Origin of the sequence: Streptomyces geranii (assembly GCF_002954775.1) — a bacterium.
In the GTDB taxonomy this organism is placed as follows: Bacteria; Actinomycetota; Actinomycetes; order Streptomycetales; family Streptomycetaceae; genus Streptomyces; species Streptomyces geranii.
On the sequence record NZ_PJME01000031.1, the window covers coordinates 62,749 to 79,903 of the forward strand.

Below are 17,155 nucleotides of genomic sequence, written 5' to 3' on the forward strand. Positions count from 1 at the left end.
ACCCGCAAGTCCTTCCTGCGGGGCATGGCAGCCGCCGGAGTGACCCCACTGCTCCTCCCCGGACTCCTCCCGGCAACCGCCCACGCCGCACCCGCACTTGAGTCCGGCGGACCCGAATTCCCCCTGGTACGCGCCGGATCGGCCACCGGCATCTACGTGGACGCCGCCGACGACCGTGCCGTGATCCGCGCGGCCGGCGACCTCCAGGCGGACGTCGAACGGGTCACCGGCAGCCGCCCCCAGCTGCTCCACACCCTGCCCGAGCGGGCCCCGCACCTGGTCGTCGTCGGCACGATCGGCGCGAGTCCCGTCATCGACCGGCTGATCGCCCAGGGCCGCCTCAAGGTCGCCCGGGTGCGGGGGCGTTGGGAGGCCTCGGTGACCCAGGTCGTCGAACGCCCGCTGCCCGGCGTGGACCGCGCCCTGGTGATCGCAGGCAGCGACCGGCGCGGCACGGTCTACGGCGTCTACGACACCTCGGAACGCATCGGCGTCTCCCCCTGGTACTGGTGGGCCGACGTGCCCATCGAGCACCGCGAGGAGGTGGCCGTCCCTGCGGGTCCCTTCGTCCGGCACGAGCCGTCCGTCCGTTTCCGGGGCATCTTCATCAACGACGAGCAGAACCTGACCACTTGGTCCCACCGCACCCAGGAGCCGGACAAGAACATCGGCCCGGAGACCTACAAGCACGTCTTCGAGCTGCTCCTGCGCCTCAAGGCCAACTACCTCTGGCCCGCCATGCATCCGTACTCCGACTTCTTCAACAAGCACCGCGAGAACCCCGAACTCGCCGAGCACTACGGCATAGTCGTCGGCTCCAGCCACCCCGAGGCCCTGCTGCGCAACGGCGTCCACGAATGGGACCCGTGGGCGGCCGAGCACCGGAACGCCGACGGCACCCTCCCGGTGTACGACTACACGGTGAACCCCGGTGTCATCTCGGACTACTGGAGAGCCCGGGCCGCCCAGAACGCCACCTACGAGAGCAGCTGGACCCTCGGCATGCGCGGGCTGCACGACTCGGCGCTGGAGACGAAGTACGCCACGACGATCCCCGAGAAGGTCGTGGTGATGAACGACATCATCGCCGACCAGCGCCGCATCCTGGCCGAGGAGGTCGGCCCGGCCGCCGAGCCGCAGATCTTCATCCCGTACAAGGAGGTCCTGGACCTCTACAACGCGGGCGTCCAGGTCCCCGACGACGTCACGCTCATCTGGCCGGACGACAACCACGGCAACATGCGCCAGCTGCCGAACGACGCCGAGCGGGGGCGCCCGGGCGGCAACGGCATCTACTACCACCTCTCCTACTGGGGCCGCCCGAAGAGCTATCTCTGGCTGGACACCACCCAAGTCGCCAAGGTCTGGCAGGAGTTGCGCCGGGTCCACGAGCACGGCGCCGACCGGATGTGGATCTTCAACGTGGGGGACGTCAAGTCGATCGAGACCGGCCTGTCCTTCGCGATGGACGTCGCCTGGGACGTGGACCGGTGGGGCGCGGACGACGTGGAGGGCGCCAGGGGTGTCGAGGGCTTCCTCGTCGAGTGGGCGGGGCGGCAGTTCGGGCGGCGGCACGGCCCGGAGATCGCGGCGATCCGTACCGAGTACTACCGTCTCGCGGCCGAACTGCGCCCGGAGTTCATCGCCAAGGGGATCGTCTCGGTGGTCCACCACGGCGACGAGGCGGGCGCCAGAATGGACGCCTACGCCCAACTCCTCGACCGCGCACGCACCTTGGGCGCCAAGCTGCCCGCGGCCTACCGCGACGCCTACTTCGAGCTGGTCGAATACCCGGTGCACGGGGCCTACTTGATGAACCTCAAGTACTACTGGGCGGACCGCAACGCCCTCGCGCTCCGCCAGGGACGCGGCGCCGGGACCAACCGTTTCGCGGACCTCGCCGAAGCGGCCCACACGGCCGAGGCGGCGCTGACCAAGCGCTACAACACCGAGGTGGCGGGCAGGAAATGGGACGGGATCGTCAACCCGTACCCCTCGCAGATCCCGAAGGCGCCGGGCCGCCCGGCCGTCAGCAGGGTCGCCCGGCAGGAGACCTCGGGCCTCGGGGTGGCGTCGGAGGGCAACGAGACGGGGACGGCCCGCCCGCTGTCTTTCTTCTCCGGCACCCGGGACCGCCGCTTCGTCGACGTCTTCAACACCGGCTTCCTGCCAGTGAGTTGGACGGCCGAGGCCGGCCAGCCCTGGGTCCTGCTGAGCGAGTCGGGCGGCTCGCTGACCGACCAGACCAGGGTGTGGGTGGAGATCGACTGGGACCGGGTGCCCGAGGGCACGTGGGACGCCACGGTCACCGTGAGCGCCGTGGGCGGTGCCGACGCCGGTCAGCGGATCGACGTACCGCTGACCGTCCGCAACGACGGTGAACGGGCCCGGCGTTCGGCGCGCGGGTTCGTCGAGGCGCACGGGTACGTCTCCATCGACGCCGTGCACACCGACCGCCGGGTGGCGCGCGGCGGGGCCCGCTGGCGTACCGTGCGTGGGCTGGGGCGGCGTACCGGCGCGGTGGAGGCGGTGCCGTCGACGGCGGCGCCGGTGACCGCCGAATTCGCCTCGCGGGCGCCGGAGTTGAGGTACCGGGTGCGGTTCGTCAGCACCGGCACCTTCCCGGTGACCGTCTTCCGGCTGCCGTCGCTCGACGAGCGGGGGTATCGGCGGCTGGCGATCTCGCTCGACGACCAGCCGGTGACCGTCCTGTCGGGACAGTCCGTCGCCACCGGCAACCGGGGTGACGCCTGGGCCCGCAATGTGGAGGACGGTGTCGAGCGGCTGACGGCCACGGTGACCGTCACCGAGCCCGGCGAACACGTCCTGCGGCTCTTCATGGTCGACCCGGCGATCGCCGTCGACCAGATCGTCATCGACACGGGCGGGTTGCCGGTCAGCTATCTGGCTCCCCCGGAGAGTTATCGGAGTCATCGGCCCGCCTAGGAAGCCGGCGTTTTACATCGGATCTATCTTCGGCTTGACAGGAGCGTTGACGGGCTTCTGGGCCAGTTCTAGGCTCCTCCGCAAGATAGATCCGATGAATCGCCATCTCTAGAAGTTGCACTCCTGGAAGCTGGAAGGGTTGATTTGGCATGCCCATGACTCCATCGAGGCGCACGGTTCTGGCGGCCGGAGGCTTACTCGCCGGAGGCGCCCTCTGGTCCGCGACCCAGTCGACGGCCACCGCGTCTCCCGCCGCCCGCGCCGCCGCGGACCCCACGGACGGCTGGACGAAGACGGCCTTCACCTACGGCATGCAGAAGCCGTGGAACCTGGCCCTGAGCGACCGCTACAGCAACAGCGGCGGGGTCCACCGCATGTGGGTGTACGACACCGACGAGCCCATGTCCGAGGGGAGTTCGACCGACCCGCGCACCGAGATGCGCTGGCGGCAGGAGTACACGTCGGGCCGCCACATGTGGGACGCCGACGTCTACCTCCCGTCCGGCACGAACGGCGCGACCTTCGTGCAGATCCTCCGCGTGATCCACCCCGAGGGCACCCCGGCCACGGACTTCATGCTCAACGCGTACAGCGGGAGCGGTGGCACGGTCCGGGCGTACGACAGCACGGTGTTGAAGACGAACGCGTACGACACCTGGTTCAACGTCAAGCTCGCGCACAACGCCTCGGCGGGCAGCGTGGAGGTGTACTTCGACGACCAGTTGGTTCTCACCAGGGCCGACCGGGGCCCCGCCACCCGGCACTTCAAGAACGGCGTCTACCACCACGGCACCGGCCGGGCCGAGGCCCGCTTCCGCAACCTCACCTACTGGACGCGGTGATCCGGCGATGACTTCCAGAAGAGCGGTCATCGGATCGGCGCTGGCCGGGACAACGGCCGCGGCGCTGCCGGGAGTTGCCCAGGCGGCCGGTGGTGAGGGTGTCACCGCTCTTCCCTCGGGCGGCCGTTGGAAGCTCCGCAACCGCATGGACTCGGACGCGGCCTGGGCGGACTTCCTCCGCCGGCAGGACCTGCTGTGGTGCCGGATACCCACGCTGTGGCACGAGGGCCCGTTCCTCGGGGACGGCCGACTGGGCAGCATGATCTACAAGGAGCCGGGCGCGAACGCGATCCGCTTCACCGTCCAGCACGGCGAAGTCCAGGACCACCGCCCGGAGTTCGGGAGCGGCTGGGGCACCTGCCGGCTCCCGGTCGGGCATCTGACCCTGGACCCGGTCGGCACGATCACGGCGGTGGACTGGCGCCTGAGCCTCTGGAACGCCGAACTGACAGGCACGATCACCACCGACAAGGGCACCCTGACCCTCGCCGCCCTCATCCACGACGGCATCCTCGCCGCCCGCGTCACGGCGACCGGCGACGAGGAGGTCCACTGGACCTTCCACCCGGAGGAGGCGATCAGCCCGCGCAAGATCAGCGAGGCGCCACCGACGGGATACGTCCCGAACCCACCCTGGACCGCCAGGACGATGGACGACGGCATCGAGCAGGTCCTCCAGCCCCTGGCGGGAGGCGGCCAGACGGCAACGGCGTACCGCCCCCCGGACTCGCAGTCGCAGTCGCAGTCGCAGTCGGAGTCGGAGTCGGAGTCGGGCGACACCCTGCTCCTCACGGTCGCCCACAGCCACCCCTCCGACACCAGGGCGGGCGAGGCCGCGCTGCGGAAAATCCGCCGCACGAAGCCGGGTTACCGGAACCTCCGCGCTCCGCACACCCGTTGGTGGCACGCGTACTACCCCAAGAGCTTCGTCTCGTTCCCCGACGAGCGGCTGCAGAGCTTCCACTGGATCCAGCTCTACAAGGTCGCGTCGGCCAGCCGCGCGGGCGGCCCGCCCATGGCCACCTGCGGCCCCTGGCTGGAGCCCACCCCCTGGCCGGCGGTGTGGTGGAACCTCAACATCCAGCTGGAGTACTGGCTCATCCACGGCTCCAACCACCTGGAACTCGACGCGCTCGCCACCACCGTCCGCCAGAACCAGGAGCAGTTGACCGCGAACGTGCCCGCCGCCTACCGCTCGGACAGCTCAGGGGTGGGCCGCAGCTCGGACATGTTCGCCAACCGCAACGTCGGCACCCCCGGCACCGGCGCCGAAGTCGGCGACCTGGCCTGGGCGTTGCACAACGTCTGGCTGAGCTACCGCCACAGCATGGACGAGCGCCTGCTGCGCGACACCCTCTACCCCCTCCTCCGCCGGGCGATCAACTACTACCTGCACTTCCTCCAACCAGGAGACGACGGCAAGCTGCACCTCCCCTCCACCCTCTCCCCGGAGTACCCGGTGATCCCCCCGAAGGACACCAACTACGACCTGTCGCTGATCCGTTGGGGCTGCACGGCACTCCTGGAGGCGGCGGACCGCCTGGGCGTGGACGACCCGCTGGCCCCCCGCTGGCAGGAGACGTTGACGCGACTGACGCCGTACCCGGTGGACGCCAACGGCTACATGATCGGCGCGGACACCCCGTACGCCCAGTCGCACCGCCACTACTCCCACCTCCTCATGGTCTACCCGCTGTACCTGGTCAACTGGGACCAGCCGGAACACCGTGAGCTGATCGAGAGGTCGGTCGTCCACTGGCACGCCCTGACCGGCGCCCACCGCGGCTACAGCTACACGGGCGCCGCCTCGCTCTACGCGATGATGGGCCGAGGCGAGACGGCCCTCACGTACCTGAAGAAGTTCTTCGACACGACCACCCGCTACCCCTGCCGGGCCAACACCCACTACACGGAGGCGGGCCCGGTCATCGAGACCCCGCTCTCCGCCTCCCAGTCCCTGCACGACCTGCTCTGCCAGAGCTGGGGCGGTGTCGTACGAGTGTTCCCCGCGATCCCGCCCACCTGGCCGGACGTCACCCTGCACGACTTCCGCACCCAGGGCGCCTTCCTGGTCAGCGCGGTCCGCAGGGCGGGCACGACCCGCTTCATCCGCGTACGCAGCCTGGCGGGCGAGCCGCTGCGCCTCCGCCACGACCTCACCGGCGGCCCGCCGCACGCACTCCTGGACGACGGCACGCGGGCCCGTACGAAGGTGTCGGCGGACGGCACCCTCACGATCGACCTGGCGAAGGGGCGGGAGGTGCTGCTGTACGCGGGGGAGCGGCCCGAGTTGGCGATAGCGCCGGTGGATCCGGGGGAGCGGGGGGAGGCTTGGGGGCTGCCGTAGCCCCGACCCCGATCCCGGCCTCGGCCCTGACCCTGACCCTGACCTCAGCCTCGACCCTGACCCTGACCCTGACCCTGCCCCTGACCTCAGCCCCGACCCCGACCCTGACCTCGGCCTCGTCAGCGCACGATCGCGCGCAGAAGCTCCACTCCCGTCTGCATCAGCTTCTGCACGTCGACCCGGTGGTAGACGTATCTGCCGCTGCGCTCCGACGTGAGGACGCCGGCCGTGCGCAGGCGGGCGAGATGGCGTGAGACCTGCGGTCGGGTCATGTTCATGCGGCGGGCGAGGTCGGAGGTGGTGATCGCCTCGTTCACCAGGTGGCGGCAGAGGGCGAGGCGGGCCGGGTCCGCCAGAATCGTCAGGCGTCGCTGCATCTCGTCGATGGACGCGGGTCGGTCGTGCCAGGCCACCGGGTAATGCACCACCACGGGGAATCCCGCCTCACCGCGAATGATGAGATGCGGGCGGCCGTGAATGGTCGGGACGAGAAAGGTGCTGTTTCCCCGGAGGGCGACCGTCAGGTTCTGCAGTTTGTCGAAACGCACCGCCCTGCCGCCCTGGACCGGCAGGGCGGCAGGGCTCACGGACGAGATCAGCTCGGCGAGCGGCAGCCCGCGCAGCCTCGAACGGGCCTGGTCGGCCTCCTCGCGCAGCCGGTCGTGAATGCGCGCCCATTCCTCCGCGAAGAACTCCTCGACGCAGTCCGACAGGGTTCGTAGCAGCATGACGCGGAATTCCGCCGGGTCGTCGACGAGCGTTCTCGCCAGCTCGCCCCGCGAGAAAGAGCGCGCCTCGCACGCGGCGACGAATTCGCCCGGCCGGGATGCCGCCTCCCGGGGATCGAATTCGCCCCCGTGGATCGAGTAGGCGGCGGCCTCGACGAACTCGCGTTCCGGCAGCCGCGACAGCCGCTCGATCTCCGCGTCCACGTCCGTGCCGAGCGGGCCGCTCAGCGGCAGCAGCAGTCGGCAGCGGCGGCGGGCCCAGAGCGGCGCGAAGCGGGTCAGCCCGGCCCGCAGCCCCGGCGACAGCGACTCGTCGGTCCGCAGCAGCCACGCCCGGTACTCGATGTGGTGGTCGGGCTCTGCGAGTGCGTGCAGACAGGCCTGCAGTTCGGAGATCGGCGAGACCCCGATCTCCACGTCCGCGCTGTTCGCCCCCCTGAGGTCAAGTAGCACCGGCACTTGGCCAGCCTAACCCCGCCCCCGCCCACTGTTGTCGCCTGCGCGGTAACAGTGGGTCCGCGCCGTGGCCGTCGGCGTAGCGTCCCCGCCCACATGCAGCGATGCGAGGTCCTGCGAGGTCGAGGTCGAGGGAATGGACGTGGACGTGGACGTGGTGGACAGTCCGGGTGGGCACGAGGTCTGGGAGCGCGTACCGGCGCCGGGTTCCGGATGGCGTCAGGCGGTCTCCGTGCCGGTGCGCGACGGCGTCGGACTCGTCGCGGACGTCTACGCCGCCGAACCGGACCCGGCTCCCAGGCCGGTCCTGCTGGAGCGCACCCCGTACGGCCGCCGCAGGCCACGCGGCTCGGACGGCGCCTTCGAGTCCTGGAACCCGCCGCCCCCCGAGGCGGTGTGCCGGCGCTTCGTCGAACGCGGCTACCACGTGGTCCGCCAGGACTGCCGGGGCCGGGGCGACTCCGGCGGCGAGTTCGTGAAGTACCTGAACGAGGCCGAGGACGGCCACGACACCGTCGAGTGGATCGCCGCCCAGCCCTGGTGCGACGGACGGGTCGCCACGATGGGCGTCTCCTACGCCGCCCACGTCCAGACCGCGCTCGCCTCGCTCGGCACCCCGCACCTGGCCGCGATGTTCCTCGACTCCGGCGGCTTCGCCAGCGCCTACGAGACCGGCGTCCGCCTGGGCGGCGCCTTCGAGCTGAAGCAGGCCACCTGGGCCTTCGCCCGCGCCAGGACCAGCGCGGAGACCCTCGCCGACCCCGTCAGGGCCGCCGCGCTCGACGCCGAGCCGATCGAGGAGTGGTTCCGCCACCTGCCGTGGCGCCGGGGCCACTCACCCCTGCGGCACGCACCGGAGTACGAGGCCTATCTGTTCGAACAGTGGGAGCACGGCAGCTTCGGCCCCTACTGGCAGCAGCTCGGCATCTACGGCCGGGGCCACTTCGACCGCTTCCCCGACGTGCCGAGCCTGCACATCTCCAGCTGGTACGACCCGTACATCCAGACCGCCGTGGAGAACTTCCGCGAACTCGGCGCCCGCAAGACGAGCCCCGCGTATCTGGTGCTCGGCCCCTGGACCCACGGCAGGCGCAGCCTCTCGTACGCCGGTGACGTCGACTTCGGCCCCGAGGCGGCCCTGGACGGCAACCTGGCGCCCGACTACGTCGAGTTCCGCGCCGACTGGTTCGACTCCCAGCTGAACCCGACGGCGACCAGACCCCCGGCCGTCCGGTACTTCCGGATGGGCGGCGGCTCAGGCAAACGCGACGCCGAGGGCCGCCTCGACCACGGCGGTCGCTGGCTCAACAGCACGACCTGGCCACCGGAGTCGTCGTACGCCGCACGGTTCTTCCTCGGCGCGGACGGCACTCTCACGCAGGAACACACAGGCGAGTCGAACCACTCGGACCACTCGGACTCCTCGGGCTACTTGGAGTACGACCACGATCCGCGCGACCCCGTGCCGACGATCGGCGGGCAGGTCACGTCCGGTGAACCGGTGATGGTGGGCGGGGCCTTCGACCAGCGTCCCGACGAACGGACGTTCGCCCTGAAGCCGTCGCGGCTGCCGCTCGCCGCCCGCCCCGACGTGCTCACCTTCCAGACCGGGCCGCTGGAGCGGGACGTCGTCGTGGCCGGTCCGGTCGTCGCGCGGCTCACCGTGTCGTCGAGCGCGGCCGACACCGACTTCACCGTGAAGCTGATCGACGTCCACCCGCCGAGCGCCGACTACCCGGCCGGCTTCGCCATGAACCTCACCGACGGCATCCTCCGCTGCCGCTACCGCGACTCCTTCGAGACACCGTCCCCCCTCGAACCGGGGCGGCTCTACGACATCACGGTCGAGGCCCCCGCCACCGCCAACCTCTTCGCCCGCGGCCACCGCATCCGGGTGGACATCGGCTCCAGCAACTTCCCCCGCTTCGACGTCAACTCGGGCACCGGCGGACCGGAGACCACCGACCGCCGCCGACTGACCGCGACCAACCGGGTCTTCGTCGACGGCCGCTCCACGATCACGCTCCACCTCGTCGCCGAGGAGCAGGCATGAGCATCGAAATCGACAGGGGTACGGGTACGGATGCCGGGGCCGGTCTCACCCTCGCCGCTGTCGGCGATCTGGTCCTCGACGACGACATCCTGACGCCCCGTCTGGAGGCGACCGCCCCCGGACTCCTCGCCCTCCTGCGGGACGCGCACGTCACGATCGGCAACTTCGAGACGACCGCGATCGACTTCGACCGCTTCACCGGCTGGCCCGAGGCCGAACCCGGCGGATCGTGGCTGGTCACCTCGGTGCGCGCCGGAGCCGACGTCCGGGCGATGGGCATCGACATGGTGTCGCGCGCCAACAACCACGCCACCGACTGGGGCGTGGCGGGCCTGCGCTCCACCAGCGCCGTCCTGGACGAAGCCGGGCTCGTCCACGCCGGCGCCGGCGAATCGCTCACCGCGGCCCGGGCGCCGCGCTACCTCACCACCCGCCGGGGCCGGGTCGCGCTGGTGTCGGCGGCGAGCCGCTACCAGGCCATGTCCCTGGCCGCCGACCCCTTCGGGATCGTCCCGGCCCGTCCCGGGATCAACGGCCTGCGCACCACCAGGTGGTTCGGCGTACGCCCCGACGAACTCCGGTCCCTGGCCGCGATCCGCGACAGCCTGCCGCCCGAGTCCCTCCACCACACCGCCCGCAGGGCCGACGCACGGGACGGCTCGGTGACCCTCGGCGGCACCGCGTTCATCTCCGCCGAGGCCACCGGCGGCCGGGTCGGCCCGTACTGGAAGGTCGAGGACGAGGACGTCGCCGCCCTGCGCCTCAGCGTCCGCCAGGCCCGGCAGAACGCCGACGTCGTCGCGGTCGCCCTGCACACCCACGAACCCGGCAACCACAGCGCCGAGCCGCCCCCCTTCCTCCACGACCTCGCGCACGCGGCGGTCGACGAGGGCGCCGATGTCGTTCTCGGCCACGGCCCCCACCAATTGCGGGGAATCGAGGTGTACCGGAACCGCCCCATCTTCTATTCGCTCGGGAATTTCGTCTTCATGCAGAATCGCCAATTCCCCCTGACCCGCGAGGCATGGCGACGCACCGGCCTGGACCCGGCACGGCACACTCCGGGCGAGATGCTCGAACAGAAAAGAACCAAGGGGCCTTTCGACGACCGGATCTGGTACGAGAGCGTCGCGGTCTCCGTGTCGTTCGAGAACCAGGGCGAGTACGCGGGTCAGGGCGCCGTCGGCGTCACGATCCACCCGGTGACACTCACCTTCGACGCACGTCGCGATTCCGACCGGGGAACTCCCGGACCGGCGGACGTCACCGCCGCGCATCGCATACTCAATCGACTCCGCACACTTTCCGAGGCGTACGGAACCGAAATCCTCCTAGACGGCGATCAAGGCCGCATCCGCATCGACCGATAAGCACGTGCCTCGGTGAACAGGTACCTCGGTAAAGGAGCCAGCGAGAAATGACCACCCCTTCAGAAGTGCAGCGGAGACCCCAACGACTCACCCGATTCCTGGACGGCGTCGAACGGATAGGCAACAGACTGCCCCACCCGTTCTGGCTGTTCTGGATCCTGGCGGCCGTCGTGGTCGTCACCAGCGCGATCATGGCCGCGGCCGGAGTCTCGGTCACCGACCCGGCGACCAGTGACCCCTCGCCGGTCAAGAACGCCCTGTCGGTCGCCGCGGTCCGTGAACTCACCCTCGGCGCCGAGGAGTCGTTCCTGACCTTCGGTCCACTGGGCACCGTACTGATCATCATGCTCGGCCTCGCGGTCGCCGACCGCTCGGGCATGCTCGAAGCGCTGGCCCGGCACACACTGGGCCGGGTCCGCCCGAGCCATGCCGTCTTCGCGGTCTGTGTGGCCGGCGCGATGTCGAAGTTCCTGTCCTACAGCGCCTATGTGATCCTCGTACCGCTGGCCGCGCTCGTCTTCAAGGCCGTCGGACGGTCGCCCATGCTGGGCATGATCGTGGCGTTCCTCTCGATCAACGCGGCCGGTGACGCGAACCCGTTCATCGCGCCGAGCGACGTCATCTTCGCGAAGATCGCCACCGAGGCGGCGCGGATCGTCGACCCGCACGCGATCGTCCGGCCCACCGACAACACGTACTTCACCACCGCCTCGGCGGTGCTCCTCGCGATCGTCCTCACGGTGGTCACGGAGAAGGTCCTGTCGAAGCGCGAGCACGAACTCGTGCCCGACGAGGGCGCCACCGGCCCGACCACCGGCGTCCGCGCCGTCTCCGTACCCGAGGAGACCGAACTGCGCGCCCTGCGCCGGACGGGCGTCGTCGCCGCGGCCTACTTCGGGCTGCTGGTCGTGGGGATGATCCCGGCGGGCTCCCCGCTGCGCGGCGAACACGGCGCCATCCTCGACTCCACCCTCTTCAACAGCATCGCGCTCGTACTGAGCCTGTTCTTCCTCCTGATCGGCGCCACCTACGCCCGTCTTACCGGCCGGCTCACCAACTCCGCCGACCTGCCCGCCTTCATGGCCGACGGCATCAAGTCGATCGCGCCGCTCCTGGTCCTCTTCTTCGCGGTCTCACAGTTCCTGGCCCTCTTCCAGTGGACGGGCATCAGCACGGTCGTCGCGGTACGGGGAGCGGAGGGCCTGAAGAGCCTCGACGCCCCGGTGTTCGTCGTACTCATGCTGCTCATCGCCGGCATCGCGCTGCTGAACCTGCTGATCACCAGCGGCACCGCGCTGTGGGCGCTGATCGCCCCGGTGATCGTCCCGATGACCATGCTGGTCGGGGCCGAACCGGCCACGGTCATGGCCATCTACCGGATCGCGGACTCCTGTACCAACTCCATCACCCCGATGAGCGCGACGTTCGTCCTGACGGTCGGCTATCTGCAGACGTACCAGAAGAAGGCGGGCATCGGCACGCTGGTGTCGTTCACGCTCCCGGCGGCCATGGCGATGATGGTCGCGTGGATCGCCCTGTTCGCCCTCTGGTGGGTGCTGGGCCTCCCGCTGGGCCCGGGCTCGCCGATCCACTGACCACGACCGTGCGGGGCCACCTTCGGAGAGGGAATGTGCGCCCCCGGCAGGACTCGAACCTGCGGCCAAGCGCTTAGAAGAGACTGATCTTGTTCACCGGCATCAAGCCGCTGACCTGCACCGTAGCCCGAACGGCTTGCGCTGGGTGTTGAGCGTCACCGCGTATTCACCGGAGGACGGCATTCCGGAGCTGGGCAACGGCTACAGCAACTGCATTGCAGTGGAAGGTGACCTACATCGCATATCACATACGATGTGCAGAGACCAGGTGGCACGGTGTTACCTGTCGTACGGTCTTCGCTGGACGGTGCTGCTGTGCGCGACCTTGACGTTGCCCGAGGACTTACCAATCGGATGGACGCAGGCGAACGGTAGGCAGAGTGCGCTCTCGTGCAGGATCATTTAGTCATGGCTGACATGATCCACCTGGGTGGGCAACTTGTAGATGCGACACCGTTTCTCCCTGAGGGTTACCTGGGGGGTGACGTGAATAATTTTCGCATCTCACTTAAATCGGCTCAATTTTTTCATGGCGCGACGGTAGATTTCTTGGCAAAAGGTGTTACTGCGATTGTAGGCGCCAATAATGCAGGGAAGAGTACCCTAATTAGGGAATTGGTTAGTCGCCTCTCTTCCCAGGTAGGGAGAGATCAGAATCAATATAAGATCGTCGAGTCTGTCAGTCTGGGGGACCAGGTGGCGTTGGCGGATCTCGGAGCTTGGTTTATGGCCAACGCTACATTCAAGGTCGAGGCCAATCAGCAAGGGTTTGTTCGGGGTAGGCGGCAGCATCCTTTCAGTATGGAAGCGGTTGCCAATTTGTGGCAATCTAAAAGACTTGGTCAGGATAGGCTCTGGGACCTGGCTAGCTACTTGGTGCACCATTCGACTCCATTTGACCGTATGGGGCATGTCGGGGGTGCGTCTGCGCGGTCTAGTTTTACTGACCCACCCGAACAGCCCATGCACTACATTGAAGACAATGAGGTAATTCGAAATGAGATCGATTCTTATTGTCGTCGCGTTTTTGGGGAGTGCCTGACAATCGACTATTTGAGTGGGAATATTCAATTTCGGGTTGGTCGACCGAATGTTTCTGCTCCCCCGGTCGACGGGGTGACGTCGGAATATCGGCAGGAACTTGGTGCACTTCCTTTGCTGCAAGAGCAGGGGGATGGAATGAAGAGTCTTCTGGGTCTCTTGATTCCATTGGTTGCAATGCCATTTCCCATCGTCCTAGTGGATGAACCGGAAGCATTTTTGCACCCGCCTCAGGCTGTTGCCTTGGGGAAGATCCTCGGGGAGCTTGCCGAGCGTAAGAATATGCAGATTATCCTCGCCACGCATGACAAGAACCTGCTGGCAGGGTTGATGGGGTCTGGAGCCTCGGTATCTGTTGTGCGCATCGAGCGGCGTGGCGCAGAGGCGCGTGCGAATCAGCTGAAAAATGATGCATTGCAGGAGATTTGGAAGAATCCTTCACTGAAATATAGTAATGCGCTTGACGGTTTGTTTCATAAGCTTGTGGTGATTGCTGAAGCGGATCCAGATTGCAGGTTTTATGCGGCTGCTCTTGAGTTCTTCCTGAAGAGTCCAAACCATGGTTTCTCGATTTCTGAGGATGACGTTCTGTGGGTGCCGGCCGGTGGTCTCGGCGAAATGCCAAAGCTAGCTATGGCGTTGCGTGAGCTGAGTGTTCCAGTGATTATGTCTCCGGATATGGACGTGCTCAGCGATTCGGGCAGAGTGAAGAAATTTATTACCACGCTGGGTGGCTCGTGGGTAGACTTTCAAGACCTAGATAAAAAACTCAGAGAGCCTTTTTCTGCACCCAAGTCTCCTCGGACGGTGGACACTGTTTTGACCGCAATTAAGGCTGCGCTGCAAGGGCATGAAAGTGAAAAATATTCGGCTGAGCACAAGAAGTTTGTTGAGGAGGAGCTATATGTCGATAGTGTATGGCGCGAGGTGAAGAAATACGGTATCAAGGGATTTCCTGGAGAGGCGCGCACTGCCGCAATTGGATTTATCGAAAAAGCGTCACGTGTCGGACTTGTTCCAGTTCACGCTGGTGAGCTTGAAAGCCTGTCTGACGTGGCAGTTTCGAAGGGTCCTGAGTGGCTTCCGGCGGCTTTGGTCGCTCGTTCCCATGAGTCGGCTGACGTGCAAACTCACGTGCGAAATATCCTCGTTTCTAGTCAGAGCGTCATCTAGAGCTGTGCTGGTGCGAGCGAAGTTCGGAATGTGGGGACTGGCAGCCGCTGGCCTATGTAGGGCTGAGTGCGACCAGCGGATGTCGAGACGACATCGATCGTGCCCCGGGTGACCGTGGGACCTTTGGGGTCGTGCGATGGAGCTACGCGAGAGGAGTCGAAGTGCCGGAGGCTAGTCCGCGCGGAACCTACTTGAGTATTGCGGAGGCGCTGCGAAACGAGATCGAAGAGGGGGAGGGCATCGGCACCTTGTCATCGGAGGCCGACCTCATGCGCTCGTACGGCGTTGCCCGTAACACCATCCGTCGTACTCTGAAGACTCTTGAAGCTGATGGTGTCGTTGAGTCTGCCCCCGGGATCGGTTGGCGGGTTGCTCAGGGTGACGACCGTCGGTCTCTCGCGGAACGGATGACCGACGTGATCGCAGAGGACTCACTCTCGGTGGGCGACGGGTACCCATCCGAAGCGAAACTTTGCGAGCGGTTTGGTGCCTCGCGTACTGCGGTGCGTCGTGTCCTTGCTCAGATGGAGGGAAATGGCGTGCTTGCCACCGTTCATGGCAAGGGGCGAACCCTGCGCGCTCTCCCAACGCGACCCAGCCGGTCGTAGTCTTGGCCGCCATGGGACTGACTGAGTGGGCGTACTCGCTCTCCGAATCGTTGCTGTCCGATCCGCTCCCGCGCCGGTGGGCGCACTCGCTGGGTGTCGCCAAGCGCGCTCGCTCCGTGGGCCCGATTCTGGGTGGCGATGCTGAGTTGTTGGAAGCTGCCGCGGTGCTGCATGACATTGGGTACTCGCCGGCGATCGCCACCACCGGCTTTCACCCGCTGGATGGCGCACGGTTCCTCCGGGACCAGGAGAAGGCAGACGAGCGGGTCGTTCGACTCGTGGCTCACCATTCCTGCGCCCTGCTCGAAGCAGAGGAGCGCGGACTGCGGCAGGAGCTTGAGGGGGAGTTCGTTCGTTGGGAACTGGACGGGAAGGAGTGGCGGGCACCGTTCGGCACGTTCCCTCTCGCGGAAGCCTTCCGCTCGGAGTTGGTCGGCGCTACCTGCCGTGGCGAGGCATTCAGCCTCGCCACGGGGCGCCCGGTCTCGCACCAGTCCAGAGCCAGCAGGATGAATTGGTACGGCTTTGCCGTCCAGTTCGCGGATGCCCAGTGGGATCAGACAGCGGGCAACAGCCGGAAGAACACAGCCAAGGCCTCATGGCAACGACCGTTGCTCTGCTGCGTAGGCAGCCAACCGCCTTCAAGCCGGTCGATGTGCGGACAGCCCTTCGGGAATTCGCGTTCAACACGCGACGGAGGGAAGAGGTACCCCCCGAAGTGGCCGCGATCTTGAAATGGGTGGAACGCAACACCCACTCCATGGCGGTGTGGGAGGACCCGGTCAAAGTCGAGGCACTTCTACGTGCCGTCGATACGAGGCTGGACGGCAAGCGGGCGGCGGCGTGGTCGGTGAAGCGCACACGCAGGATCTTGAACGTGGCCATGGAATACGCGGTCAAGCATCAGATCCTGCTTGCCAATCCGCTCCCGAAGGCGAGAGGCACAACACCCTCGACGTCCAAGGCATTGGACCGGCGAGCGCTGATCAATCCGCACCAGATGGCGCGCATCCTGGATCGGATCAGGCGCCGGCCGCGTGGCGGTCGACGCCTGCACGCGTACTTCGCCACGGTCTACTACACCGGGCCGCGTCCCGAAGAGGCTGCGGCGATGTACGTGGAGGATTTCCTGCTGCCCGCCGAGGACGCAGAAGACCAGTGGTGCGAAGTCGTTATCCACACCGCCACCCCGGAGGTCGGGAGGAACTGGACCAACGACGGTGAGATCCACGAAGTGCGGGGGCTGAAAGGGCGAGCAACGGACGACACGCGTGTCGTCCCTGGACCGCCCGCGCTGACGAAGGTCATTCGGGAGCACGTCAGGAAGGAGAACCTGAAGCCCGGCGACCGGATGTTCCAGGGCGAGAACGGAGGGATCATCGCTGGCTCGGTTGTCCGCCGGGCCTGGTTGACCGCTCGGAAGGCGGAGCTGGCCGAGAGGGAGGGTGAATCCTCCATGGGAAGGCGTATCTACGACATCCGGCACACCCGGTTGACGAAGTGGCTCAACGACGGCATCCCGCCGGTGCAGGCCGCCTACTGGGCTGGCAACAGCGTGGCGGTTCTGCTGACTTTTTACGCCAACTGCATCGAGGGTCAGCTTCCGGAACTCAAGCGGCGGATGGAGGCTCAGGGAGACCTCCCGGAGCTGCCAGAGGGGGACTGACCACCCGGGGAACTTCTCCGCGTATTCACCGCGGCCACCCGCAGAAACCCGGTGACAGCCGGACAGCGCCGGACGCTCCCAACGGTCACAGGGGGAGCTTCCGGCGCTGTTCTGTGTCTGGCTGCACCTGCTCTGACCAGCAAAAAAGCCTTCCCGGAGGAAGGCGGAGATAGAAGCGCCCCCGGCAGGACTCGAACCTGCGGCCAAGCGCTTAGAAGGCGCCTGCTCTATCCACTGAGCTACGGGGGCCGGGTGTGGTGGCCTCGGTCGCGGTGGGCCCGGGTGCGGGCTGGTCCTTGACGTTGCCGGGGACAAGGATAGGGCTCCCGG

General features: G+C 67.3%; 10 protein-coding genes, 1 tRNA gene and 1 pseudogene. 10 read left to right on the forward strand and 2 right to left on the reverse strand.

Translation table 11 applies throughout. The annotated features are described in order from the left end of the window. The first annotated feature begins 24 nt into the window (after positions 1-24). From CW359_RS29545 to CW359_RS29555, 3 genes are all read left to right on the forward strand, one after another. Positions 25-2,946: a glycosyl hydrolase 115 family protein gene (locus tag CW359_RS29545; protein ID WP_105973237.1), complete on the forward strand. Its 2,922-nt coding sequence runs from the start codon at positions 25-27 to the stop codon at positions 2,944-2,946. A gap of 149 nt (positions 2,947-3,095) precedes the next feature. Then, positions 3,096-3,788: a polysaccharide lyase family 7 protein gene (locus tag CW359_RS29550; protein ID WP_232838657.1), complete on the forward strand. Its 693-nt coding sequence runs from the start codon at positions 3,096-3,098 to the stop codon at positions 3,786-3,788. Positions 3,789-3,795: 7 nt separating this feature from the next. Next, positions 3,796-6,135 carry a glycosyl hydrolase family 95 catalytic domain-containing protein gene (locus CW359_RS29555; RefSeq protein WP_105973239.1) on the forward strand — a complete coding sequence of 780 codons (2,340 nt, stop codon included), beginning with the start codon at positions 3,796-3,798 and terminating at the stop codon, positions 6,133-6,135. A 119-nt stretch (positions 6,136-6,254) separates the two neighbouring features. Here the strand turns inward: CW359_RS29555 and CW359_RS29560 are convergent, their stop codons facing one another. Further along, positions 6,255-7,322, reverse strand: coding sequence for an ArsR/SmtB family transcription factor (locus CW359_RS29560; RefSeq protein ID WP_157968657.1), 1,068 nt, complete (start codon positions 7,320-7,322; stop codon positions 6,255-6,257). Between the two features lie 133 nt (positions 7,323-7,455). On the opposite strand from CW359_RS29560, the gene CW359_RS29565 reads away from it, so the two are divergent. The 7 genes and pseudogenes from CW359_RS29565 (at position 7,456) to CW359_RS29595 (ending at position 16,825) form a co-directional block, all read left to right on the forward strand. Beyond that, complete coding sequence (locus tag CW359_RS29565) at positions 7,456-9,372, forward strand: CocE/NonD family hydrolase (protein ID WP_105973241.1); 1,917 nt, start codon at positions 7,456-7,458, stop codon at positions 9,370-9,372. Beyond that, complete coding sequence (locus tag CW359_RS29570; protein ID WP_105973242.1) at positions 9,369-10,742, forward strand: CapA family protein; 1,374 nt, start codon at positions 9,369-9,371, stop codon at positions 10,740-10,742. The genes CW359_RS29565 and CW359_RS29570 overlap by 4 nt, the downstream gene beginning before the upstream one ends. 47 nt (positions 10,743-10,789) lie before the next feature. Beyond that, entirely contained in the window at positions 10,790-12,337 is a 1,548-nt protein-coding gene (locus tag CW359_RS29575; RefSeq protein WP_105973243.1) for an AbgT family transporter, read from the forward strand. A gap of 408 nt (positions 12,338-12,745) precedes the next feature. Beyond that, the gene (locus CW359_RS29580) at positions 12,746-14,551 is read left to right on the forward strand and encodes an ATP-dependent nuclease (protein WP_105973244.1); all 1,806 of its coding nucleotides are present in this window, start codon (positions 12,746-12,748) and stop codon (positions 14,549-14,551) included. A gap of 161 nt (positions 14,552-14,712) precedes the next feature. Further along, the gene (locus tag CW359_RS29585; protein WP_105973245.1) at positions 14,713-15,159 is read left to right on the forward strand and encodes a GntR family transcriptional regulator; all 447 of its coding nucleotides are present in this window, start codon (positions 14,713-14,715) and stop codon (positions 15,157-15,159) included. An 11-nt stretch (positions 15,160-15,170) separates the two neighbouring features. Next, a pseudogene (locus tag CW359_RS29590) lies at positions 15,171-15,509 on the forward strand (HD domain-containing protein); the annotation flags it as partial. 248 nt (positions 15,510-15,757) lie between these two features. Beyond that, on the forward strand, positions 15,758-16,825 hold the full coding sequence (locus CW359_RS29595) for a tyrosine-type recombinase/integrase (RefSeq protein WP_198655433.1): 1,068 nt from the start codon (positions 15,758-15,760) through the stop codon (positions 16,823-16,825). Between the two features lie 176 nt (positions 16,826-17,001). On the opposite strand, the gene CW359_RS29600 is transcribed toward CW359_RS29595, so the two are convergent. Next, positions 17,002-17,074: transfer RNA gene (locus CW359_RS29600), tRNA-Arg, on the reverse strand. Positions 17,075-17,155: the final 81 nt, after the last annotated feature.

Excerpts from the sequence above, each read along its gene's own strand:
- CW359_RS29545 (WP_105973237.1), top strand. The coding sequence starts at position 25 with ATGGCAGCCGCCGGAGTGACCCCACTGCTCCTCCCCGGACTCCTCCCG.
- CW359_RS29550 (WP_232838657.1), top strand. The coding sequence starts at position 3,096 with ATGCCCATGACTCCATCGAGGCGCACGGTTCTGGCGGCCGGAGGCTTA.
- CW359_RS29555 (WP_105973239.1), top strand. The coding sequence starts at position 3,796 with ATGACTTCCAGAAGAGCGGTCATCGGATCGGCGCTGGCCGGGACAACG.
- CW359_RS29565 (WP_105973241.1), top strand. The coding sequence starts at position 7,456 with ATGGACGTGGACGTGGACGTGGTGGACAGTCCGGGTGGGCACGAGGTC.
- CW359_RS29570 (WP_105973242.1), top strand. The coding sequence starts at position 9,369 with ATGAGCATCGAAATCGACAGGGGTACGGGTACGGATGCCGGGGCCGGT.
- CW359_RS29575 (WP_105973243.1), top strand. The coding sequence starts at position 10,790 with ATGACCACCCCTTCAGAAGTGCAGCGGAGACCCCAACGACTCACCCGA.
- CW359_RS29580 (WP_105973244.1), top strand. The coding sequence starts at position 12,746 with ATGGCTGACATGATCCACCTGGGTGGGCAACTTGTAGATGCGACACCG.
- CW359_RS29595 (WP_198655433.1), top strand. The coding sequence starts at position 15,758 with ATGGCAACGACCGTTGCTCTGCTGCGTAGGCAGCCAACCGCCTTCAAG.